Annotated in this window: 17 protein-coding genes and 1 pseudogene; 7 read left to right on the top strand and 11 right to left on the bottom strand. The window is 69.5% G+C overall.

The window, feature by feature from the left end; all coding sequences use genetic code 11:
• Window positions 1-2 precede the first annotated feature (2 nt).
• The 4 genes from rfbA to rfbC are packed head-to-tail and all read right to left on the bottom strand — an operon-like array spanning window position 3 to window position 3389.
• Window positions 3-896: a glucose-1-phosphate thymidylyltransferase RfbA gene (gene rfbA / locus DFP88_RS13675; protein ID WP_110815276.1), complete on the bottom strand. Its 894-nt coding sequence runs from the start codon at window positions 894-896 to the stop codon at window positions 3-5.
• On the bottom strand, window positions 893-1765 hold the full coding sequence (rfbD, locus tag DFP88_RS13670; protein ID WP_110815275.1) for a dTDP-4-dehydrorhamnose reductase: 873 nt from the start codon (window positions 1763-1765) through the stop codon (window positions 893-895). Before rfbD ends, rfbA begins: the two co-directional genes overlap by 4 nt.
• Window positions 1765-2811, bottom strand: coding sequence for a dTDP-glucose 4,6-dehydratase (gene rfbB / locus DFP88_RS13665; protein WP_110815274.1), 1047 nt, complete (start codon window positions 2809-2811; stop codon window positions 1765-1767). Before rfbB ends, rfbD begins: the two co-directional genes overlap by 1 nt.
• The gene (gene rfbC / locus DFP88_RS13660) at window positions 2808-3389 is read right to left on the bottom strand and encodes a dTDP-4-dehydrorhamnose 3,5-epimerase (RefSeq protein ID WP_110815273.1); all 582 of its coding nucleotides are present in this window, start codon (window positions 3387-3389) and stop codon (window positions 2808-2810) included. Before rfbC ends, rfbB begins: the two co-directional genes overlap by 4 nt.
• A gap of 253 nt (window positions 3390-3642) precedes the next feature.
• Here rfbC and DFP88_RS13655 point away from each other — a divergent pair, with 253 nt between their 5' ends.
• The 4 genes from DFP88_RS13655 to DFP88_RS13640 all read left to right on the top strand — a co-directional run bounded on the left by DFP88_RS13655 (window position 3643) and on the right by DFP88_RS13640 (window position 9070).
• Window positions 3643-6486, top strand: coding sequence for a glycosyltransferase (locus tag DFP88_RS13655; protein WP_110815272.1), 2844 nt, complete (start codon window positions 3643-3645; stop codon window positions 6484-6486).
• An 81-nt stretch (window positions 6487-6567) separates the two neighbouring features.
• Window positions 6568-7494, top strand: a complete 927-nt coding sequence (locus tag DFP88_RS13650) for an NAD-dependent epimerase/dehydratase family protein (RefSeq protein WP_110815271.1) — start codon at window positions 6568-6570, stop codon at window positions 7492-7494.
• A 17-nt stretch (window positions 7495-7511) separates the two neighbouring features.
• A complete protein-coding gene (locus DFP88_RS13645; RefSeq protein ID WP_110815270.1) occupies window positions 7512-8159 on the top strand; it encodes a sulfotransferase family 2 domain-containing protein in 648 nt (215 codons plus the stop codon).
• 80 nt (window positions 8160-8239) lie between these two features.
• Window positions 8240-9070 (top strand): hypothetical protein, encoded by an 831-nt coding sequence (locus DFP88_RS13640; protein ID WP_146227505.1) that lies wholly within the window; start codon window positions 8240-8242, stop codon window positions 9068-9070.
• Window positions 9071-9217: 147 nt separating this feature from the next.
• On the opposite strand, the gene DFP88_RS13635 is transcribed toward DFP88_RS13640, so the two are convergent.
• The 3 genes from DFP88_RS13635 to DFP88_RS13625 form a co-directional block, all read right to left on the bottom strand.
• Complete coding sequence (locus tag DFP88_RS13635) at window positions 9218-9871, bottom strand: sulfotransferase family 2 domain-containing protein (RefSeq protein ID WP_110815268.1); 654 nt, start codon at window positions 9869-9871, stop codon at window positions 9218-9220.
• Between the two features lie 92 nt (window positions 9872-9963).
• The gene (locus DFP88_RS13630; protein WP_110815267.1) at window positions 9964-10695 is read right to left on the bottom strand and encodes a phosphoadenylyl-sulfate reductase; all 732 of its coding nucleotides are present in this window, start codon (window positions 10693-10695) and stop codon (window positions 9964-9966) included.
• A 70-nt stretch (window positions 10696-10765) separates the two neighbouring features.
• A complete protein-coding gene (locus DFP88_RS13625) occupies window positions 10766-11923 on the bottom strand; it encodes an NAD-dependent epimerase/dehydratase family protein (protein ID WP_110815266.1) in 1158 nt (385 codons plus the stop codon).
• Window positions 11924-12111: 188 nt separating this feature from the next.
• Here DFP88_RS13625 and DFP88_RS13620 point away from each other — a divergent pair, with 188 nt between their 5' ends.
• Both DFP88_RS13620 and DFP88_RS13615 read left to right on the top strand, forming a co-directional pair.
• A complete protein-coding gene (locus DFP88_RS13620; protein WP_110815265.1) occupies window positions 12112-14091 on the top strand; it encodes a glycosyltransferase family 4 protein in 1980 nt (659 codons plus the stop codon).
• A complete protein-coding gene (locus tag DFP88_RS13615) occupies window positions 14088-14888 on the top strand; it encodes a glycosyltransferase family 2 protein (protein ID WP_110815264.1) in 801 nt (266 codons plus the stop codon). Before DFP88_RS13620 ends, DFP88_RS13615 begins: the two co-directional genes overlap by 4 nt.
• 23 nt (window positions 14889-14911) lie before the next feature.
• Here DFP88_RS13615 and DFP88_RS13610 read toward each other — a convergent pair whose 3' ends face one another.
• The 3 genes from DFP88_RS13610 to DFP88_RS13600 form a co-directional block, all read right to left on the bottom strand.
• Window positions 14912-15910, bottom strand: coding sequence for a hypothetical protein (locus DFP88_RS13610; protein ID WP_110815263.1), 999 nt, complete (start codon window positions 15908-15910; stop codon window positions 14912-14914).
• Window positions 15911-15985: 75 nt separating this feature from the next.
• On the bottom strand, window positions 15986-18238 hold the full coding sequence (locus DFP88_RS13605) for a glycoside hydrolase family 99-like domain-containing protein (protein ID WP_425450840.1): 2253 nt from the start codon (window positions 18236-18238) through the stop codon (window positions 15986-15988).
• Between the two features lie 134 nt (window positions 18239-18372).
• Window positions 18373-19656: a hypothetical protein gene (locus DFP88_RS13600; protein ID WP_110815261.1), complete on the bottom strand. Its 1284-nt coding sequence runs from the start codon at window positions 19654-19656 to the stop codon at window positions 18373-18375.
• Window positions 19657-19773: 117 nt separating this feature from the next.
• On the opposite strand from DFP88_RS13600, the gene DFP88_RS13595 reads away from it, so the two are divergent.
• Window positions 19774-20913, top strand: a complete 1140-nt coding sequence (locus tag DFP88_RS13595) for a polysaccharide biosynthesis/export family protein (RefSeq protein ID WP_110815260.1) — start codon at window positions 19774-19776, stop codon at window positions 20911-20913.
• Window positions 20914-20950: 37 nt separating this feature from the next.
• Here the strand turns inward: DFP88_RS13595 and DFP88_RS13590 are convergent.
• Window positions 20951-21187, bottom strand: a pseudogene (locus DFP88_RS13590) (hypothetical protein); the annotation flags it as partial.

The following is a 21187-nucleotide window of genomic DNA, read 5'->3' as shown; positions in this document are numbered from 1 at the left end:
GGTCAGTCCTGGGCCAGCCCCTGCAGGTAGCGGCCGTAGTCGTTCTTCTTGAACTGCGCGCCGCGTTCTTCCAGCGCCGCGCGGTCGATCCAGCCCTGGCGCCAGGCGATCTCGTCCGGGCTGCCGGTCTGCAGGCCCTGCCGCTTTTCCAGCGTGCGCACGAAGTTGCCCGCATCGAGCAGCGAGCCATGGGTGCCGGTGTCGAGCCAGGCGTAGCCGCGGCCCATCTGCATCACCGTCAGGCTGCCCTCGGCGAGGTACATCTCGAGCAGGGTGGTGATCTCGAGCTCGCCGCGCGCGGAGGGGGTGACCTGCCGCGCCCGCTCGGGGGCCGTGCCATCGAGGAAGTAGAGCCCGGTCACGGCATAGGAGGAGGGCGGGATCTCGGGCTTCTCGACGATCGAGCGGACCTTGCCGCTCTCGTCGAAATCGACCACGCCGTAGCGCTCGGGATCGGCGACGCGGTAGCCGAAGACCGTCCCGCCCGCGGCGGCGCCATCGGCCTGGGCCAGCAGCTCCGGCAGGCCGTGGCCGAAGAAGATGTTGTCGCCCAGCACCATGGCCGAGGCACTGCCGGCGAGGAACTCCTCGGCCAGGATATAGGCCTGGGCCAGCCCCTCGGGTTTGGGCTGCACGATATAGGTGAAGCTGACACCCCACTGGCTGCCGTCGCCCAGCGTGCGCTGGAACTGGTCCTGGTCCTCGGGGGTGGTGATCACCGCGATCTCGCGGATGCCGGCCAGCATCAGCACGCTGATCGGGTAGTAGATCATCGGCTTGTCGTAGACCGGCAGCAGCTGCTTGGATACGCCCAGGGTGATCGGATAAAGCCGGGTGCCCGATCCGCCGGCCAGGATGATGCCCTTGCGCGGGGCGGTTTCGCTCGTCTGTGTCATGCTCTTGCTTTCAGTTCCGTCAGCACCGCGTCCAGCGCCTCGCGCCAGTCCGGGGGCGTGATGCCGAAATCGCGCGTCAGGGTGCTGCCATCGAGGCGGGAGTTCAGCGGCCGCGCGGCCGGGGTGGGATACTCGGCGGTGGCGATGCCCTCCACCGTGACGGCGCGGCCCGCGCGGGCGAAGATCTCGCGCGCGAAATCGCACCAGCTGACCGCTGGCGTTCCGCCGTAGTGGTAGGTGCCGCCCCCCTGCCCCTCGGCCATGGCGCGGGCCATGCACAGCAGCGCATCGGCGATGCCGGCGGCGGGGGTGGGATTGCCGACCTGGTCTTCCACCACGCGCAGCGCGTCGCGGGTTTCCGACAGGCGTAGCATGGTCTTCACGAAGTTCCCGCCATGGGCGGAAAAGACCCAGGCCGTGCGCAGGATCGCATGCGGCCCGCCGGCGGCGCGCACCCCCTCTTCGCCGGCCAGCTTGGTGCGGCCATAGGCGCCCAGCGGCGCCACCGCATCCTCGGGCCGCCAAGGCCGGTCGCCCGAGCCGTCGAAGACGTAGTCGGTCGAGACATGCAGGAACGGCAGGCCGCGCGCGGCGGCGGCGCGGGCCATGGCGGCGGGCGCCTCGGCATTGACGCGGCGGGCGGCCTCTTCTTCCTCCTCGGCGCGGTCGACGGCGGTCCAGGCGGCGGCATTGATCACCGCATCGGCGCGGGTCTCGGCGACAATGCGGGCGCAGGCCTCGGGATCGGAGAGATCCGCGGCGCCGCGGTCCAGCTGATCGAGCACGAGACCCGCGGCTTCGGCCCGGCGGGCCAGCTCGGTCGCAACCTGGCCGCTGCGGCCGAAGACGAGGATGCGCGAGCCGGCCATCAGGCCGCCCCGAGGCGGCGGCCGACGCCCGTCCGGTTCTGCAGCGCGCGCCACCAGGCCTCGTTCTCGAGGTACCAGGCGACGGTGCGGCGCAGCCCCTCCTCGACGGTGACGGAGGGCCGCCAGCCCAGCTCCTCGCGGATGCGGGTGGGATCGATCGCGTAGCGCGCGTCATGGCCCGGGCGGTCAGTGACGAAGGCGATCTGGTCGGCGTAGGAGCCGGCCGCCTTCGGGCGCATCTCGTCGAGGATGGCGCAGAGCATCCGCACCAGCTCGAGGTTGGAGCGCTCGTTCTCGCCGCCGATGTTGTAGCTGCGGCCCACCGCGCCCTTCTCCAGCACCGTCAGCAGGGCATCGGCGTGATCCTCGACATAGAGCCAGTCGCGCACGTTGGAGCCGTCGCCGTAGATCGGCAGCGCCTCGCCGGCCAGCGCCTTGAGGATGATCACCGGGATCAGCTTCTCGGGGAAATGGTAGGGCCCGTAGTTGTTCGAGCAGTTCGTCAGCAGGACCGGCAGGCCGTAGGTCTCGCCCCAGGCGCGCACCAGGTGATCGGAAGCCGCCTTGGAGGCGGAATAGGGGCTGCGCGGATCGTAGGGCGTCTCTTCGGTGAACTTCACCGAGGGATCGGCGGGGAGGGAGCCGAAGACCTCGTCGGTCGAGACGTGGTGGAAGCGGAAGCCCTCGGGCCGGCCCGCGCCGGTCCAGTAGGCCCGCGCCGCCTCAAGCAGGGTGAAGGTGCCGGTGACGTTGGTCTCGATGAAATCCTTCGGCCCGTCGATCGAGCGGTCGACATGGCTTTCGGCGGCCAGGTGCATCACCGCCTCGGGGCGATGCTTGTCGAAGACAGCATCCAGCGCGGCGCGGTCGCGGATATCGGCCTTCTCGAAGGCATAGAGCGGGCTGTCGGCCACGGGATCGAGGTTGGCCTCGCAGGCGGCATAGGTCATCGCGTCGAGATTGACGACGCGCTGGCCGCGCTGGATTGCCAGCCGCACCACGGCCGAGCCGATGAAGCCGGCGCCGCCGGTGACGAGAAGGGTCATGACCTGTCCTCCCAGGGCAGCGGCACGTAGTCGAAGGGTGTATCGAGATCGGCCAGCGGGCGCGCGGCGGCGTCCTTGTCCGAGAGCACCGGCTCGGCCTCGGCGCCCCAGTCGATGCCGAGCGCGGGGTCGTTCCAGAGCACCGCGCCCTCGGTCTCGGGCGCGTAGCCGTCCGAGCACTTGTAGACGATCTCGGTATCGGGCTCGCGGGTGATGAAGCCATGGGCGAAGCCGGCGGGCACCAGCAGCTGGCGGCCGGTCTCGGCGCTCAGCTCCACTGCAGTCCAGCGGCCATAGGCCGGGCTGCCGCGGCGGATGTCGACGGCGACGTCCAGCAGCCGCCCGCGCCCGCAGCGCACCAGCTTGTGCTGGGCATGGGGGGGCGCCTGGAAATGCAGCCCGCGCACGGTGCCGACCCGCGCCGAGAGCGAGTGGTTGTCCTGCACGAAGTCGATGTCGATGCCCTGATCGGCCAGGGCGCGCCGGCTCCAGCTTTCCGAGAAGAACCCGCGCGCATCGCCGAAGCGGCGCGGGGTCAGGATCAGCACGCCGGGCAGGTCGGTGGTCTCGATGTCCAAGGGGGGTCTCGTTCTTGTTGCGGCAGGCTTGCCTGTCCCTAGCAAGCCCGCCCGGGGCTGTCACCTGTGCAGCTGGGCCCGGCGGGGGCCTCTTTGTTTCCCGGGCGGCGTTCCGTGCCGGAGGGTTGCTTGTTATCATTTTGAAAGGATGCATAAGATCGGCCGTGTTTTCGGGGCTGCGACCGGAGGCCGTCGGTGGTTGCCATTGCTCTGTTGAACCCCTCCGAGACTGCAAGACGGATCGTGACCCTACGTGCAACATGACGATACAAGCGCCGCCGCGATCCGGGATCTTGAAGCCTCCGCGCTCTTCGATCCGGACTGGTACCTGCAAAGCAATCCCGAGGCGCGGGAGTCGGACCTCTCGCCGGCGGAGCACTATCTCAGCGTCGGCGGCCCGGAGGGCAGGAGCCCATCGCCCGAATTCGATGCCGCGGCCTACCTGCAGGATCATCCCGATGTCGCGGCGGCCGGCTATGTGCCGCTGCTGCACTACCTGCACCACGGCTGCCGCGAAGGCCGCCGCGTCCGCATGGCAGACCCCGCCGGTGGGACCGTCGTCGCGAGCGAGCCGGTAGCCCCCTACTACGGCCCCAGGCTCGGGGCCTTGGTGCGCGAGGTGTCCGGGCGGCGGCATGCCGATGCCGCGCAGATCCCCGAGTACGAGACCATCGGCCGGGACTTCGACGTCGCCTATTACTTGCTGCGCTACAAGGACATGGCGCGATCCCAGCGCCAGGACGTGGTGCATCACTACATCCGCGCCGGCGCGCAGGAGGGCCGTGACCCCGCGCCGGAGTTTTCCACCCGCGCCTATCTCTCCCGCTATCCAGAGCTGGCCGAGAGCGGGGAAAATCCCTTCCTGCACTGGATCACGCAGGGGCGGGCCGAGGGGCGTATCGCCGCGCCGTTCCGCGAGTTCGACGCGCTTTCAAAGATTATAGGCCGGCCCGCGCCGGAGGTTCAGGAGCTGCTGAATGCCACGCAGCGGGCTCTGCGCGCGCGGCTGGAGCAGGGGGAGCTGGGCCGGATGGTGGCCAAGGCGGCCGCGCTCGACCCGCTCGTCGCGCAGAGCTGGCCCGAGCTCGTGCAGGTCAAGGTTCCCCCCTTCCACAGCGATCCGGTGATCGCGCGGGTTGCCGCCTTGTACCGCCTGCAGGAAGCCGCCGAATTCCGCCGCGCCCGCTTCGTGATCCTCGTCAACCGTCCTCGCTGGGGCGGCGGGCGGCGGATGGAAGGCCATATCGGCCACGCCTTGGCGCGGATCGCGGCCCCCGGCGAGGTGGTGGTCCTGACCACCGAGCACAGCGGCGAGATGCCGCCGGACAAGTTTCCGGACGGCGTGCGTCACGTCGATTTCGCAGCCCTCGCGACCGGCCTGCCCGAGGCCGCGCAGCAGCGCGTTCTGGCCGAATTCCTGCGCTCGCTATGTCCCGAGGCGGCCTTCAACATCAACAGCCGCCTGATGTGGGACAGCATGAAACCCTACGGGCGTGCGCTGTCCTCCTCGATGAAGCTGTTCGCCGGGCTGTTCTGCAACGAGCAGACGCCGCTCGGGTTCTGGACCGGCTACCCGATCAACCGGTTCTACCGGTATTTCGACCTGCTCGACGGCGTCTGCACCGACAGCCGGGCGCTGGAGCGGGATCTGACCGAGCGCTATGCCGTGCCGCCCGAGCAGCGCCCTGCCCTGACGGTGCTCGAGGCGCCGGTCGACCCCTCGATCCCGCTCGCCGAGGCCCCGCAGGCCAAAACCGGCCGGCGCCCGCAGGTCTTCTGGTCGGGCCGCTTCGACCGGCAGAAGCGGCTCGATATCGCCTATGCCGTGGCGCGGGCCATGCCCGAGATCGATCTGCGCATGTGGGGCGAGCCGGTGATGAGCGGCGCGGTGCTGCCGCCCAAGCCGGACAACGTGCGGCACGAGGGGCTATACGGCAGCTTTTCCGACCTGCCGCTCGAAGAGGCCGACCTGTGGCTCTACACTGCCGAATGGGACGGCGTGCCTTCGGTCCTGCTCGAGGTGGCGATGTCCGGCCTGCCGCTGGTCGGCAGCCGGGTCGGCGGCACCGGAGAGGTGCTGCGCGACCGGCTGAGCGAGCCGGTCGACGAGATCGAGGATGTCGAGGCCTATGTCGCCGGCATTCGCCGGGTGCTGCAGGATCCGGCGGCGGCGCGCGCCCGGGCGCGGCGGCTGCGGCAGGCCCTCGCAGAGGTTCGCACCGGCGCGCATTACGTGAGCCGGCTCAAGGGCATCCTGGGCTACGAGCCTCCGCATCTGGCCGCGCAGCGCGCGGCGGCCATCGAAAAGGCGCGGCCCGCCGGCAATGACGGCGCCGCGACGCGCCCGGCAGAGCGTGTCGACCTGAGCCTGATCCTGACGGTGCACGACGAGACCGTGGTCTCCGGCCCGACGATGACCTCGGCGGATATCGCCGTCGCCCGCGCCCGCGAGGCCGGCTTCTCGGTCGAGCAGATCCTCGCGCTCGACAATGCCACGCCGGCCACCCAGGCCTACTTCGACCAGCCCGCTTTCGATCACTGGAGGCGGGTGCCGCTGGCGCAGGGGGATCTGGGCCGGGCCCGCAACACCGTCCTGGAGCAGGCGGCGGGCGATCACATCGCCTTTCTCGATGCCGACGACCTGTTCAGCGAGAACTGGCTGGCAGAAGGCATGGCGCTGATGCGGCGCAGCGAGGACGAGGGCGCGCGCGTGATCGTCCATCCCGAGCTGAACTGGCAGTTCGATGCCGGCTCCTCGATCTTCTACAACACGGCGCAGGACCACCCGCTCTTCACGCCCTGGTTCCTGACCGCGATGCATTACTACGATTCCCTGTGCCTGGCGCCGCGCGCAGCGCATGAGGCGATCCGCTACGTCTCGCGCGACATCCCCAACGGTCTGTCCTTCCAGGACTGGCAGTTCACCGTCGAGACGATGGAGGCCGGCTGGCGCCATGTCGTCGCGCCCGAGACGATCATCTTCAAGCGGCGGCGCGACAACTCGCTCGTGGTCGAAAGCTCCTCGCGCAAATCCGTTTTGCGGGCGCTGGACTGCATGGCCATCGACCGCATCGGGACCCTTGGGGCCGCTGGATGACGATCCGATTTTCCCACAGGGCGCGGCTGGCCCGATCCGGCGGCTCCTCCCTTTAGCGCGCAATTCTCCAGGAACAGAACAATGTCCAACAAGACTATCTTGATCACCGGCGGCGCCGGCTTCGTCGGCGTCAACCTCGCCGCCCATCTACTGCAGGCGGGGGGCTTTGAGGTCACCGCTTTCGACAACGAGGTGCTGGGGAACCGGGCGCATCTGCCCGAGGGCACGCGCTTCATCTCGGGCGACCTGCGCGACCGGGATGCCCTGGCCGCGGCGCTCGAGGGGCAGGAGGTGGTGGTGCATCTCGCGGCCGACACGCGGGTGATGGATTCCATCGAGAACCCGCGCTTCAACTTCGAGAACAACGTGATCGGCAGCTTCAACCTGCTCGAGGCCGCCCGCGCCGCCGGGACCGGGCGGATCGTCGCCGCCTCGACCGGGGGCGCGATCCTGGGCGAGGTGCCGCCGCCGGTGCACGAGGAGATGGTCGCAGAGCCGGCCGCGCCCTACGGCGCCTCGAAACTGGCGATGGAGGGCTACCTTTCGGCCTTCGCCGGCGCCTACGGGCTGACCGGGGCGGCGCTGCGGTTTTCCAACATCTACGGCCCCCGCTCCTATCACAAGGGGTCGGTGGTGGCGCATTTCTACAAGCGCATCCTCGCCGGAGAGCCGCTGACCGTCTATGGCGACGGCAGCCAAGCGCGGGATTTCCTGTTCATCGGCGATCTGGTGCGCGGCATCGAGGCGGCGATCGGCAGCGATGCCGTGGGCCCCTTCCAGCTGGGGTCCGGACAGCCGACCACGGTCAACGAGCTGCTCGACGTGATGCGCCGGGTCACCGGGCGCGAGCTCGACGTGCGCTATGAGCCGTTCCGCGCCGGAGAGCTGCATCGCACCTGGTGCGACATCTCCAAGGCCAAAAAGACCTTCGGCTTTGACCCCGATACCTCTCTCGAGGTCGGGATGGCCGAGACCTGGGCCTGGTTCCAGGAGCGCGCCGGGGCCTGATCCGGGAGGGGACGTCGATGATCGGCCACACGCCTCCCTTCGTCTTCATCCATGTCCCCAAGACGGCGGGGACCTCCCTAACGGAAGCGCTGGGGCCCTACGGTAAATCCGTGAGCGGCCCGGAGAATCGTGACGATCCCTATTTCAGGCATGCGTCCGCCAGGCAGATCCGGGATGCCCTCGGCCCGCGGTTCGAGGGCTATTACCGCTTCGGCTTCATCCGCAATCCCTGGGACTGGTGCCTGTCGAACTACTACTTCAACAGGGGCATGCACCTGCCCTATCGGTCCGGCACCCGGTGGGACACGCAGGACATAACCCCCAAGAAGGGATACAATGTCCCCCGGGACATCATGGAAATGGCGTTCCCCGACTGGCTGGACTGGTGGCTCGAGACGCTGCGCCCCTCCATGCTGGGGCTGATGTGCGACGAAACGGGGACGATCCTGGTGGACGATGTCTTCTGCGTCGAACGGATCGACCGGGACTTCGGCACGATCAAGCGGCGCCTGGGGCTGCCCGAGGATCTTGTCCTGCACCGCCGGAACGTGACCTCTCAGCGAGAGGCGGGCCTGCTCTCCGAGCAGTTCGGCGCCCGGGAGGCACGGCGTGTCGGTGACTATTTCCACCGCGAAGCGGTCATCGGGGACTACAGGTGCCGCTGAGCGCGAAACCCCTTCTGATGCGCTCCGTCATCGATCTGTCGGACCCCGCGGGGGCGGGGTTGCGGGGCCTGCTGTCGGTGATGCTGGCCGCGAGCTGGAGCCGCTACGGAAGCGGGCGCCTCGAGTTCCATCTTCCCGGAGGCGCGGTTCCCGCCGGGCTCGCCGCCATCTGGCGCGATTTCGGCGTCGAGATCTGCCGGCATCCTGCGCGCCATCCGCTGGCCCACAGGGCGCCGACCTACAACAAGCTTCTCGCCATCGACGCGGTGCCGGAGCAGGAGCGGCTGGTCCTTTTGGACAACGACGTGATCCTGACCGGGCCGCCCGGCGCTCTCGCCGGGATCGGGGCTGGCAATGTTTCGGCTTCGGTCGCGGACCTGGCGCGGATCAGCCCGGAGTGTCTGGAGACCCTGGAGGCGGAGACCGGCGCCCGCCTTCTTCGCAGCCCCTGGAGCCCGTGGAAGGAGGTGTCGCTGGCTCGTGTCGCTGGCCGCCCCGCGCCGCGCTACGAGGCCCTCTACTTCAACAGCGGCGTCGTGGTCTTCCCGGAGGACGAGACCTGGCCGGGGCTCTGGCACCGGCGCACGCGCGAGTTGAGCGATTTCTTGGCGGCGCATGGGCTGAAGGATCGCGCGGCCGTGGGATCGGACCAGATGTCGCTGTCGATGGCCGTTGGCGATTTCGGCGCCTTCGAACACCTGCCGCCCGCCCTTCACTACAAGGTCTTCAACTTCTGGGAAGGGCATCTTCCCGCTTCTGGGAAGGGCATCTTCCCGCGGATGAGATTTCGATCGTCCACCTCGTCGCGGTGCGGCGCTATGCCAAGGCCCTGCCCCCGGCGGATCGCCTCGATTTCCGGGCGGTGCTGCACAAATACTGGACCGATTTCGTGCTGGACCCGTCGATGCTGATCGATGCGCAGGCCGGCGAGACTGCCCGCAGCGTTCTCGACAGGACCTGCCGGCTGCTCGAAGAGCGCATCGACAGGCGCAGGCTCGATGCCGCGCTGCAGGAGCTGGGCTGATCTGCGGAGCAGCGATTGGAGGGCAAAGGGGCCCTCAGGAGGCGTCCCGCTGCTGCTGGATCGCCTCGTCGATCTCGTTCCGGGTCGCGCCGTTCAGCCCGCTTCTGTTGATCCGCGACAAGAGCGCGTAATCCTTGGCGTAGAATTTGCGGATCTCGGCGCGGGCCTCGTCGGTGATGGGGGATTTCACCGAGCTGGTCCGGTTCATCTGAAGGTCGCGATCAGCCGGCGGCGTGCCGGTGGTGCTGTCGATCCAGTCGAAGACCGGATCCAGCCCATGGCTGTAATGGAACAGCCTGACGCCCTCGCGCAGGAAATCCACCTGCGGGCGCGTGTGGTTGTCGTTCACCAGCGGATCGTCCCGCGTCATCTGCAGGGTGGTCAGGGCCCAGGCAGAAAAGGGCGCGCGGGTTTCCATCCGCTCCCGGCGCCAGCGCCATTCGCTTCTCAGCCGGTCGAGCGGGTTGCGCAGCACCGCGAAGGCATGGTCGCAGAACTCTGCCGGGACCAGCCTCTCGTGGACATTGGCGGCCATGTGCTGGGCGGTGGTGGCGGACCAGTTCAGCCGTGTCGGATGCTTGAGGGCCAGGGCCCCCTTCTGCGCCAGATACGTCTCGACACTCGCGCCGCCGGTCTTGGGCACGTGGATGAAATGCAGAAGGGTCGAACCGATACGGGCAAGAGGCATGACCTGAATATTACACCGGAAGACCGGGCGCGGTCACGCATTAAGACACCTTCCTGCCGCATTCGCACCGGCCGGGGAAAGCGGCGCAGGCCTCAGCCGCGCACCATGCGCCCGTTCTCGAAATGGATGCCGCATTCGGTCTTGCCGCTGTCGGCCCAGCGGCCCGACCGGGGGTCGTCGCCCGCCGCCACCGGCTGGGTGCAGACGGCGCAGCCGACAGAAGGATAGCCGACCTCCTCGAGCGGGTGGCGCGGCAGCCCCTCGCGCTCGAAGTAACCGGCGATATCCTCGGGCGTCCAGTCCATCAGCGGGTTGATCTTGATCCAGCGCTCCTGCTGCTCGAACAGGGACAGATCGCTGCGGGTCGCGGCCTGGCGCCGCTTGCGCCCGGTGATCCAGCAATCCAGCCCCGAGAGCGCCTGGCGCATCGGGATCGTCTTGCGCACGTGGCAGCACAGGTCCGGGTCGCGCTGGTGCAGCGTGCCGTCCGGATCCTCATGCGCCAGCGCCTGGCCCGCCGGGGCGGCGGTGCGCAGGTTGCGCAGCCCCAGGCGCGCGGCCAGGTCGTCGCGGTAGGCGATGGTCTCGTCGAAGTGCTTGCGGGTGTCGATGAAGATCACCGGCATGTCTGGATCGATCCGCGAAACCATGTGCAGAAGCACGGCCGCTTCCGTTCCGAAGGAGGAGACGAGGCCGATGCGGCCGGGGAACAGCCCGCGCGCGGCCTCTTTCAGCACCTCGGTGGCGGCCTGGCCCTCGTAGGCCTCGGACAGGCTCTGCGCTCTCTCGCGCAGCTCATGGCGGGCGTTGGTCTCGTAGGTCATGGCGATGCCTTTCCTGAGACTGACGGCGGATCGGGAAGAGGCCGGGCGCCCGCGGGCGCCCGGCAGGGTCTTAGCGCCAGGTCGAGACGCAGGGGATCTTGCTGGTGTCGCAGCGATCCGCGTATTTCTTGGCGATGTCGCGGACCTCGTCCAGCACGCCCTCGCTCAGCTTGATCGGCTTGAGGCCGAGGCCGAGGAAGCGGTCGTTGGCCACGTGCAGCTCGTTCTCTGCCGCCTCGTTGCGCGGGTTGTCGAGATAGGCGATCTCGGCGCCGGTCTGCTCGGCGATCATCGCGGCCAGATCGCGCACCCGGTGGGTCTCGGTCATCTGGTTGAGGATGTTCACGCGCTCGCCGGCCTCCGGCGGGTTGGTCAGCGCCAGCTCGATGCAGCGGCAGGTGTCCTGGATGTGGATGAAGGCGCGGGTCTGCCCGCCGGTGCCATGCACCGTCATCGGGTAATCCACCGCCGCCTGCATCAGGAAGCGGTTCAGCACCGTGCCGTAGTCGCCGTCGTAGTCGAAGCGGTTGATCAGCCGCTCGTCCTTGCGCGTCTCGTCGGTCTGCGTGCCCCAGACGATGCCCTGGTGCAGGTCGGTGATCTTCACAGCGTCGTTCTTGTTGTAGAAGTGGAAGAACAGCTGATCCTGGCTCTTGGTCATGTGGTAGATCGAGCCGGGGTTGGTCGGATAGAGGATCTCCTGATCGCTCGGCCCCTCGGGGGTGTCGATCTTCACCTTGAGATAGCCCTCGGGGATCTTCATGCCAGCGGTGCCGTAGCCGTAGACGCCCATGGTGCCCAGGTGCACGAGGTGGATGTCCTGCCCGCTCTCGACGATCGCGGCCAGCACGTCGTTGGTGGCGTTGAGGTTGTTCGAGACGGTGTAGCGCTTGTGCGAGCTCGATTTCATCGAGTAGGGCGCGGCGCGCTGCTCGGCGAAGTGGATGATCGCGTCGGGCTTCTCGTCCTGGATCAGCGTCAGCAGGCGATGGTAATGCTCGCCGACGGTGAAGTTCTGGAACTTGATCTCGTTGCCGGTCAGCTCCTTCCAGACCCGCAGCCGCTCGCCGATCGGGCGGATCGGGGTGAGGGAGTCGACCTCGAGCTCCAGGTCGATCGCCCGGCGGGAGAGGTTGTCGACGATGGTGACGTCATGGCCGCGCGCGGACAGATAAAGCGAGGTCGGCCAGCCGCAGAACCCGTCGCCCCCTAGAACGATAACCTTCATAAAGCGATGAAATCCTTGTTCCGACCAGTGTTTCCAAAGCTATAACGGCGCGGCTTCCGCGGGGAAAGCGGCATTTCCTTGTCAGGTCGCGTTGCGGCACAAACCGGCCTTCCGGCTGGACTTCGCGCCCCTCGTGCGCGTAGAACCCACCGACTTGACGCCTGACTTTTTCGACGGATCGCCCCGACGTGCCACAGGACAGCGCCTCCTTCCCCGCCGGGGACAGCCCCGCCCGCGCCCCGGAGGGCGAGGACGCCCGCCGCGCCGAAGGCGAAGAGACCGGCCGCAAAGAAGAGGACGAGGCCGCCCGCCGCGCCGAGGAGCTGGCCCGGATCGCGCCCTTCTTCGATGCCGCCTTCTATCTCAAGCGCAACCCGGACGTGGCCGCCGCCGGCATGGACCCGCTGCAGCATTTCCACAGCAACGGCTGGCGCGAGGGGCGCAACCCGCATCCGAACTTCGCGCTGGCGGCCTATCTCGCGCGCTTTCCCGCGCTGCGCGAGGAGGGCCGGAACCCGCTGCTGCATTTCGCCGACTACCACGAGGGGCTGGCGCAGGCGGAGCTGCGCCCGGCCCGCCCCGCCACCGATACGGCGCCGGCCCTGCCCGCCATCGCGCTGACGCCGCCGGCGCCGCAGGATCTGATGGCGGTGCGGCCCTTCTTCGACGAGGCGCATTACCGCGCGCAGCTGCCCGAGCTTGCCGGCAGCCCGGTCGATCCGCTGGTCCATTACATGACCATCGGCTGGATCGAGGAGCGCGACCCCTCGCCCGAGTTCTCGACCCGCTACTATCTGCGCCGTAATTCCGACGTGCGCGAAAAGGGGCTGAACCCCTTCCTGCACTGGTGCCGCTCGGGCCGGCACGAGCCCCATCGCCAGAGCCGCAGCGCCGGCGCCGAAGAGGCGCGGCTGCTCGAGGTGTTCGAGACCGGGCCGCTGGCCGCCGCCGTCGCCGATGTCGAGACGCTCGAGCCGATGGTCGCCTTTCCGGCGAACGAGCGCCGGGTCACCGGCCCGCAGCTGAACCGCCCGCTGGGCGAGAGCGCGCGGCAGCTGCGCGAGACCCTCGGCGGCCGGCATTACCGCACCGTGGTGCTGGTGCCGCATGTGCGCATGTCCGGCGGCGCCCGCCTGGCCGGGGCCGGCGTGCGCGCCCTGGCCGAGCTCGAGGGGCCGGATGAGGTGCTGGTGCTGCGCACCGACGGGCCCGAGTTCGACTACCCCGAGTGGTATCCTGCCGAGGTGCGCCAGATCGACCTGAGCGCGCTGATCGCCGATCTGCCCGAGGAGCAGCGCCTGCGGCTGCTGATCGACGTGCTGAACGGGGTCGGCGCGCGGCGGGTCATCAACTTCAACAGCCGCCTCGCCTGGGATGCCTTCGGCCGCTACGGGCGGCAGATGGCGCAGCTCTACGAGCTGACCAGCTACCTGTTCTGCTGGGACGTGACGCTCGAGGGAGACCGCACCGGCTACCCGATCCAGTGGCTGCGGCAGTCCGCCGATTTCCATGCCCGGCTGCTGACCGACAGCGAGTTTCTGTCGCAGGACCTGCGTGCCCGCTTCGGCTTCGAGGCGGGGCGGGTGACGACGCTGCCCACCCCGATCAGAACCGGGCCCGAGGTCACGGCGCTGCCGCGCAACCCGCGGCCCCGCGCGCTCTGGGCCGGGCGGCACGACCGGCAGAAGCGGCTCGACGTGCTGGTCGCCGTCGCCAGGGCCAATCCGCAGATCGATTTTCACGTCTACGGCAAGCCGGTGCTGGACCAGGCCGGGATCGAGGCCTTCGATCCGCCCTTCAACATCCTCGTCCGCCCGCCCTACCGCCGGCTGGAGGAGGTGCTGCCCGAGGGCTTCGACTTCTATCTCTATACCTCGCAATGGGACGGGCTGCCCAATGCCGTGCTCGAGGCCGGGGCCGCGGGCCTGCCGCTGGTCGCCCCCGCGGTGGGCGGCATCCCCGAGCTGATCGACGATCGGACCGGCTGGCTGGTGCCCGAATGCGACGATGTCGCCGGCTACAGCGCCCGGATCCGGGCGCTTCTGGACGATCCCGAGGCCGCGCTGTCCCGCGCCCGGGCGCTGCAGCGGCGCCTGGCGGAGCGGCATGCGCCCGAGCACTACAGCGCGGCGCTGAAGGATGCGCTGGAAAAGGACCTCGCCCCATGACCGGTTCCATGAGCGATCCCGCGACCGATCCTGCAAGCCGCGCCGGCACCCCGCCCGACCTCACCATCGCGATCACCGCCCACCGCGAGGGGCGGCTGGCCGTGGCCTCGCTGCGGTCCTTCGGCCGCGCCCTCGTCGCGGCGCAGGAGGCGGGGCTGAGCGTCGAGCCGCTGCTGGTGCTCGACAGTCCCGACGATCTGACGCGGCGCCTCTTCGAGCGGGCGGCCGAAGGCGATTACGGCATCGCGGGCGGCGCCCGGCTGATCGCCCTCGAGGTGCGCGACCAGGGCCGCGCCCGCAACGAGGCGGTGGCCCAGGCCCGCGGCCGTCGCATCGGCTTTCTCGACGGCGACGACCTGTGGTCGCGCGACTGGCTGGTGCGAGCCATGGCCTGGCTCGACACGGCCGGGCCGGGGGTGATCGCCCATCCGGCCTACAACTACTTCTTCGAGGGGCAGGCCACGATCTACCGCCAGATCGACCAGGACAGCGAAGAGTTCAGCCTCGATTTCCTGCGGGTGGCGAACTACTGGGACGCGCTGTGCCTGTGCGAGACCTCGGTGCTGCGCGAGCATCCCTTCCCCGACCGCGACATGGCCAATGGCTGGGCCTACGAGGACTGGGCCTGGAACTGCCTGACCGTGGCCGCCGGGCTGCGGCACAAGATCGTCCCCGACACGGTACTGTTCAAGCGCCGGCAGGCGGTCTCGCAGACGATCCGCGCCTCGACCGGCAAGGCGATGATGCGCCCCACCCCGCTCAGCGACTACGCCTTCCGCCTGCCCGCCGCCGGCTGAGGCGGCGGGCAGGCCCCCGGTCTCTAGTCGTCCAAGCTCATGACGTCCTGCGCCAGCTGCCGGGCCAGCCCGTGCCAGCAGTCGAAGCGGTCGCGGTGCAGCGTGATCCGCGAGGGATCGGCCGCGGCCACGGCGAAGTCGGGCTGCACCGCGGCGCGCCGTTCGGCCAGCAGCGCGTTGCGGGCGTCGAAATGCGCGGCCAGGCGGTCGAACTCCGCGCGCGAGAACAGGCAGGTCCGGACCGCCTCTCCGTGCTGGCGGCGGATCACCCGCTCGGCCGTGTCGATCAGCCAGGGCGGCGCCGCCTTCGGCTCTGCCATCAGGTTGGCGGCCCAGCCCGCCAGCGGCATCGGCGAGACGTTGGAGCTGCCGCCGTTGATCGCCTCGAGCGCGCTGGCCGGCAGGTCGCAGCCCAGGTGCCGCAGCATCCAGCCCAGGATCCCATCCGGCTCCGCGCGCAGGGCGGCAAAATCGGCGAAGGTGATCTCCTCGGGGGCGAAGACCCTCTCCAGCCGGTCGAGCAGCATCGTGTAATCGACGTAGAGACCGAAGAAGCTGCCCCGTTCAATCACCGGATCAACCAGCTGCGGCGGCCGCGGCGGCGCGCCCCGCTTGGAGACCTCAAGGTAGGAGGACTGCAGGAACTCCCATTGCGGCCGCAGGACGCAGAGCACCTCGATCTCGTCGAAGGCCGAGAGCAGCCGCCGGATCTCGGCGAAATCGACCGCCGCCTTGGGATCGGCGCGCGACAGCTCCTCGCTGCTCAGAAGGACGGTCACGTCCTTGTCCGCATAGGCCTCGGCGAGGGCGGCGAAGCTGCCGCGGCTGCCCGCGTCCAGCCTGTAGACCGGCGGCAGATGAGGGTTCCAGTCGCAGACCAGACCGTGATGGCCGGTGACCCGCCCCATCCGGGGGTAGATCACCCCTTGTTCGGCCAGCAGCTCGGCATTGTTCCAGAAGGTATCCTGGATCGTGGTGGTGGCGGTCTTGTGGGTGCCTATGTGCAGCACGACTTTGGACATGGGAGACCATTCTGCTTTCGGGGGCCGGGCCGGTCGGGGCCGGCCCGGGACAGGGGGGCAATCGGCGCGGCCGGGTCAGCTACCGGCGGCCTGGCGGCGCAGCGGCTCTGCGGCGGTCTGGGCTTCGGCGGTGTCGATCCGCTCGCGCAGGACCTGCAGGTAGAGATCGCCCCAGGCCTGGCTCGGCTCCAGCACCGCCTTTTCGGCCCATTCGTTCCAGGCGTTCAGGAACAGCTCCTGCCGGTAGGAGCCGGCGATCCGCTTGCGCTGCAGGTCCATCAGCCAGCGGCGGAAGCTGGCGGGGTTGGCGCCATAGGCCAGATGCCCCTTCAGACCGCGGCGGGCGGTGTTGTCCCAGCCCGGCATCGCGCCGCAGATCGTGCTGCGCGGCAGCGACCGGACATAGGCCGGATCGGTGGAGCGCGCCGCGACACGGGCGTAGTCGTAGACCAGCCCCTCGAAGCCGGGCTGCGTCTCGCGCTGCAGCAGGTTCCCCTTCGGCCCGCCGAAGAGGTAGTCGGGCTCCTTCACCAGGCCATGGGGCGGCATCTCGACCCAGAAGTCGAAGGTCTCCTCGGGGACCGGATGCGCGCCCTCGATGTGGAAACGCACGGCGCCCAGCTCGACCTCGCCGATGCCGGCCGCGCGCCAGGCGGCGCGCATGCGCGCCACGCTGCCCGCGGGATCGGGCATGTCCTCGGGGCGGTAGATGACGAAGCGCGGGCGGGTGCCGTCGGGCCGGCTGTAGCGCGGATCGCGCATGTAGGGCAGGCTGCCTTCGACCAGCGCCGCCTCGAAGCCCTCGGCGTAGCTCTGCTCCAGCAGCACCGTGCCCGACAGCCCGTCCCAGTTCCGCCGCCAGCTCTCGTTGGCCCAGCACAGGTAGAAGGGAAAATCGATCTCGGGCCGCGCCAGCAGCCGGTCGAGCGGCTGCTCGAGGATGCGGCGCCCGTCGAACCAGTAGTGATAGACGCAGAAGGCATCGATGCCGGCGCCCCGCGCCAGCTCGGCCTGCTCGCCCATGACCTCGGTCACCCGCAGATCGTAGAATCCCAGGTCCGAGGGCAGCATCGGCTGGGAATGTCCCTCGAACATCGGCCGGGCGCCGACGGCGCCGCGCCATTCGGTAAAGCCCTTGCCCCACCAACGGTCGTTTTCCGGCACGGGGTGGAACTGCGGCAGGTAGAAGGCGCTGACGAAGCCGGGGCGCGCGAGGCCGGCCTCGCCCTCGGCCTGCGCGGGCGAAGTCTTGGCATCTTCGACCAGCTCGCTGGTCTGGATCACCCGCTGCCCGCCGGCGCGCACGACGAAGCCCATCGCCCGCTCCATGGCATGGGCCAGGGTGCCGTCGACCTGCGTGCGCTCGACCTCGAACTGCCCGGCCTCGAGGTGCATCGCGCGCAGCATGCCCAGCACCAGCGGCTTGACCCAGTAGATCGAGCCGGCGGGAAAGCTCAGGTGGTCGCGGTCGATCTCGATCTCGATCCGGCGCAGCAGGCGACGCGTGGTCTCGAAGTTGGTGCCCCACCAGCGCGTGTCGTCGTAGAACTGCCCGTCGGCGACCCAGAAGCCGGCCTGCGGATCGGCGACGAATTGATCGAGCAGGCGCGACAGCCCCGCCTCGGGCAGCACGCCCGACACCAGGTGCCGGCGCCAGTGGTCGCCGTCCTGCCGGTGCGGCGATTTCTTGGTGTGGATCTTGCAGACCGCATCGTAGCCCTCGAGCACGCCGGCATTGACCAGCGTCAGGAAGGGCAGGATGTCGCGCCCCTTGTTCTCGAGCGGCAGTACCGTGGCCTCGGGCCAGCGGCCCTGGATCTCCTCGGCCAGAGCCTCGGTCTCCTCGCCGCGCCAGGTCAGGGTGACGAAGAGGTCGTAGTCAATCCCCAGCTCGGTCAGCCTCTGCTCGAACTCGGGCCAGAGGTCTGGGTAGTAGACGTGGATCACCACGGCGAAGCGGGCCCGGGGGCGCCCGGTCTCGAGGCGCAGCGCCGGGGCCCGGCGCTCGGGCATCGCCTCGACCTTGGGCAGCTCCTTGTGGATGCGCCCCTCGCCCTGCCCGCCCGAGAGCCAGTGCCCCAGCGGCGACATCCCCGCCTCGGCGACGTCGGGATTGTACTCGAGATAGGCGGCGGGCGAGAAATCGGGATTGGGCCGGAAGCCGCGCGCCTCGCCGAAGACCACGTAGTGCCGCAGCGGGAAGCGCAGGAAGAAGGGGTGAATGTGGGAATAGGCGCCGGTGTAGTAGTTCGCGTCGAACTGGCCGCTTCTGCGGGCGGCGGCGTAGAGCCGGCGCTCCGAGGGGGTCATCGAGAAGATCCGCAGCATCCTGAGGGGGCGGGGCAGGCGATCGTTCACAGGGGGCTGCATGGTCTGGAACTGGCCTCACGTCCTACGGGATATCCGCATCGCGCATAGCAATGCCCCGTCAGAGGGGCAATGCTCTCTGCCCCTCCGGCGGCTTACCGCGCGCCGGACAGCGCAAGCTGGCGCAGCTGCGCCATGTACCAGACGTTCGACAGCGGGTTCAGCCCCCAAGACTGCAGGTAGAGGCGGTCCGGCCAGATGCCGCTCACCAGTAGGGCGTCGATCCAGCCGCCCGGTCGCAGCCCGGAGGCGTAGTCCAGCGTGTCCCGCATCCACTCGACATCCGTGTCGGGGGCGGGCGTGACATCGCCGTTTCCGATCTGCGCGGCGATGCACTCCGGCCCGATCGGCGCGCCGTTGCGGCGGAAGGGCAGGAAGGGCACCGCGTCCGGCCCCTGCGCGGCGAGGCAGGGATTGGGATAGGACTGCGTGTTGACGATGATACCCAGGCCGGGCGCCGCCTGCCCCGGCCCGTTGATCCCGCGCATCCCCTCCAGCAGGCCCTGCAGTTTGCCCCGGAACATCTGCGGATCGTCGCGCAGGATGGCATAGGGGTAATCGACGGTGACTTCCTCGATCCGCAGCGGGGTCTCGGCCAGGGCGCGGGCGACCTCGGACAGCACCTCGGAGAGGTCGATGGTGGCGGGCCCCTGCGGATTGCCGATCCGGTGCAACGGGCCGACCTGCCAGTTCGGCAGGTTCACCGTCACGGCAAGGCCTATCGGCGCGCCCCAGGCCGCCTCGGCCCGGTCCTGCAGCGCCGCCATGTAGGCCAGCCCGGTCCGCGCCGCCCGCGCGGCATCGCCGCCCCCGCCCGAGGTGACGGCGCAGCTGCCCGTCTTGGTCGAATCCCGCGTCCAACGCAGGAAGGGGCCGTCGAAGTTCAGCGCCGCGGGGCGGATCCCGGCCCTGCGCAGGCGCGAGAGCCCGCGCGCCCATTCGTCCTCGGCCTGGGCGCGCCCGGCCTCCTGCGGCGAGAGGTCCGGGGCGCAGACCGCCGTCTCCAGCCCCAGCCCGGCGGCATAGATCAGCGGCAGCCCGGTCCGCTCCAGCATCAGCGCCAGATCGGCGAGGTCGGCATCGGTCAGGTAGCTGCCCTCGGGCCTGTCGCGGCGCCGCGTCCGGGGGCCGGGCAGGATATCAGTGGCGGCCAAGAAGGTCTGGTTCAGGATCACCGCCTCGATGCCGGCATCGGCCAGGGCCTGCCAGTCCGGCAGATGGGCGGGGGCGAAGATCGCCCGGTTGTCGAGCGCGCGGGGGCTGGGGCCGAAAACCAGCGCCGGATCCGCCAGCGCCGCCAGCGGCCATAGCAGCGCCGCCATCAGCGCGAGGCCCGCACGCCGCAGTGCGAGGCAGGGCGAGAGGCTGCGCGTCGTCATCAAGGTCTCCCGCTCCGGGCTCGGTCACATGTCCAGAAACTTCAATATCTTCCGCAGCCGGTTTCCAACCCCGCGCCGGAGAGATAGCCTGCCCGCGAGACAGAAACATAGGACCTGATGGTGTTCGCAGCGATTCGTCCGGGCAAGCTCCTTTCCCTTCTCGTGCTGATGCTCGGCCTGGCGGGCTGTGCCACCCTGCCCCGCGGCGCCGGGCTCGAGCGCGAGGTCCTGCGCCAGCCGCGCTCCGTCAACGGCGAGGCGGTGCCCGCCGATTTCACCATCGCGCCCGTCACCCGCGCCCTGCTGCCGGCCTATGCCGCCTGGCCCGCGGTCGGCGAGGAGCGCCTGCCCTGGATCGAGCGCGTCGATCAGCCCAACCAGCGCATCATCGCCCCCGGCGATACCGTCAGCGTCACCGTCTGGACCACCGAGAGCAACGGGCTTCTGACCGCGGGAAGCGAGCGCTTCGCCGCGCTGCCGAACATGCGCGTCTCCTCCTCGGGGACGATCTTCCTGCCCTATGTCGGCACCGTCACCGTTTCGGGCATGGCGCCCGAGACCGCCCGCGCTCGCATCGAGGAGCGCTATGCCGAGGTCAGCCCCTCGGCGCAGGTGCAGTTCGAGTTCACCGAAGGCCGCCAGAACCGGGTCAGCCTGGTCGGCGGCGTGGCGCAGCCGGGGCCCTACCCCCTGCCCGACCAGGATTTCACCGTGATGGGGCTGATCGCTCTGGGCGGCGGCGTCTCGCAGGGGCTGCCGAACCCGCAGATCCGGCTGCAGCGCGGCGGCCGCATCTACGGCACCTCGGTCGAGCGGCTGCTCGAGACGCCGCGCCTCGACACCACGCTGGCCGGCGGCGACATGATCTATGTCGAGGCCGACGACCGCACCTTCCTCTCGCTCGGCGCGGCCGGGACCGAGGCGATGCACCGCTTCAACCAGGACGAGATCACCGCGATCGAGGCCATGGCGATGATCGGCGGCCTCAGCGATTTCCGCGCCGATCCCAAGGGCATCCTGATCCTGCGCCAATACCCGCCCGAGGCGCTGCGTCCCAGCCAGCAGGGCCCGCAGACGGAGCGGATGATCTTCACGCTGGATCTGACCTCGGCCGACGGTCTCTTCAGCGCCGGAGAATTCCTGATCCGCCCGGACGACGTGATCTACGTGACCGAAAGCCCGATCACCTCGGTGCGCACCGTCTTCGGCCTCGTGGGCAACGTCTTCGGCCTGGTCAACGCGGCGCCCGGCAACTGACGATCGGGCCGGGGGCGATGCCCCGGCCCCGCCGGCCTCAGGCGATCTCGAAGACGTCTGTACCGACCTGCACCCGGATCGTCTCGTCCGCGCCGTCGACCAGCGCCCAGAGGATCTGTCCCGTCGCCTTGTCGATGACGAAGGCCTCGGCGGTGCCGGCGGCCCCGGCGCCGGGCGTGTCGGCGTAGTTCACCTGGAAGCGCGCCGCACCGGCGGCCTCTCCCCGGCCCCAGACGAGGCGGTCCCCTTCGGCGCTGGAATAGTCCTGCACCCA

The organism is Pseudoroseicyclus aestuarii, from assembly GCF_003217255.1.
Lineage (GTDB): Bacteria > Pseudomonadota > Alphaproteobacteria > Rhodobacterales > Rhodobacteraceae > Pseudoroseicyclus > Pseudoroseicyclus aestuarii.
The sequence above is the reverse complement of the archived record's forward strand: the minus strand, read 5'-3'. Positions and strand labels throughout refer to the sequence as shown.

Excerpts from the sequence above, each read along its gene's own strand:
- rfbA (WP_110815276.1), bottom strand. The coding sequence starts at position 896 with ATGACACAGACGAGCGAAACCGCCCCGCGCAAGGGCATCATCCTGGCC.
- rfbD (WP_110815275.1), bottom strand. The coding sequence starts at position 1,765 with ATGGCCGGCTCGCGCATCCTCGTCTTCGGCCGCAGCGGCCAGGTTGCG.
- rfbB (WP_110815274.1), bottom strand. The coding sequence starts at position 2,811 with ATGACCCTTCTCGTCACCGGCGGCGCCGGCTTCATCGGCTCGGCCGTG.
- DFP88_RS13650 (WP_110815271.1), top strand. The coding sequence starts at position 6,568 with ATGTCCAACAAGACTATCTTGATCACCGGCGGCGCCGGCTTCGTCGGC.
- DFP88_RS13645 (WP_110815270.1), top strand. The coding sequence starts at position 7,512 with ATGATCGGCCACACGCCTCCCTTCGTCTTCATCCATGTCCCCAAGACG.
- DFP88_RS13640 (WP_146227505.1), top strand. The coding sequence starts at position 8,240 with ATGCTGGCCGCGAGCTGGAGCCGCTACGGAAGCGGGCGCCTCGAGTTC.
- DFP88_RS13635 (WP_110815268.1), bottom strand. The coding sequence starts at position 9,871 with ATGCCTCTTGCCCGTATCGGTTCGACCCTTCTGCATTTCATCCACGTG.
- DFP88_RS13630 (WP_110815267.1), bottom strand. The coding sequence starts at position 10,695 with ATGACCTACGAGACCAACGCCCGCCATGAGCTGCGCGAGAGAGCGCAG.
- DFP88_RS13625 (WP_110815266.1), bottom strand. The coding sequence starts at position 11,923 with ATGAAGGTTATCGTTCTAGGGGGCGACGGGTTCTGCGGCTGGCCGACC.
- DFP88_RS13615 (WP_110815264.1), top strand. The coding sequence starts at position 14,088 with ATGACCGGTTCCATGAGCGATCCCGCGACCGATCCTGCAAGCCGCGCC.
- DFP88_RS13610 (WP_110815263.1), bottom strand. The coding sequence starts at position 15,910 with ATGTCCAAAGTCGTGCTGCACATAGGCACCCACAAGACCGCCACCACC.
- DFP88_RS13605 (WP_425450840.1), bottom strand. The coding sequence starts at position 18,238 with ATGCTGCGGATCTTCTCGATGACCCCCTCGGAGCGCCGGCTCTACGCC.
- DFP88_RS13600 (WP_110815261.1), bottom strand. The coding sequence starts at position 19,656 with ATGACGACGCGCAGCCTCTCGCCCTGCCTCGCACTGCGGCGTGCGGGC.
- DFP88_RS13595 (WP_110815260.1), top strand. The coding sequence starts at position 19,774 with ATGGTGTTCGCAGCGATTCGTCCGGGCAAGCTCCTTTCCCTTCTCGTG.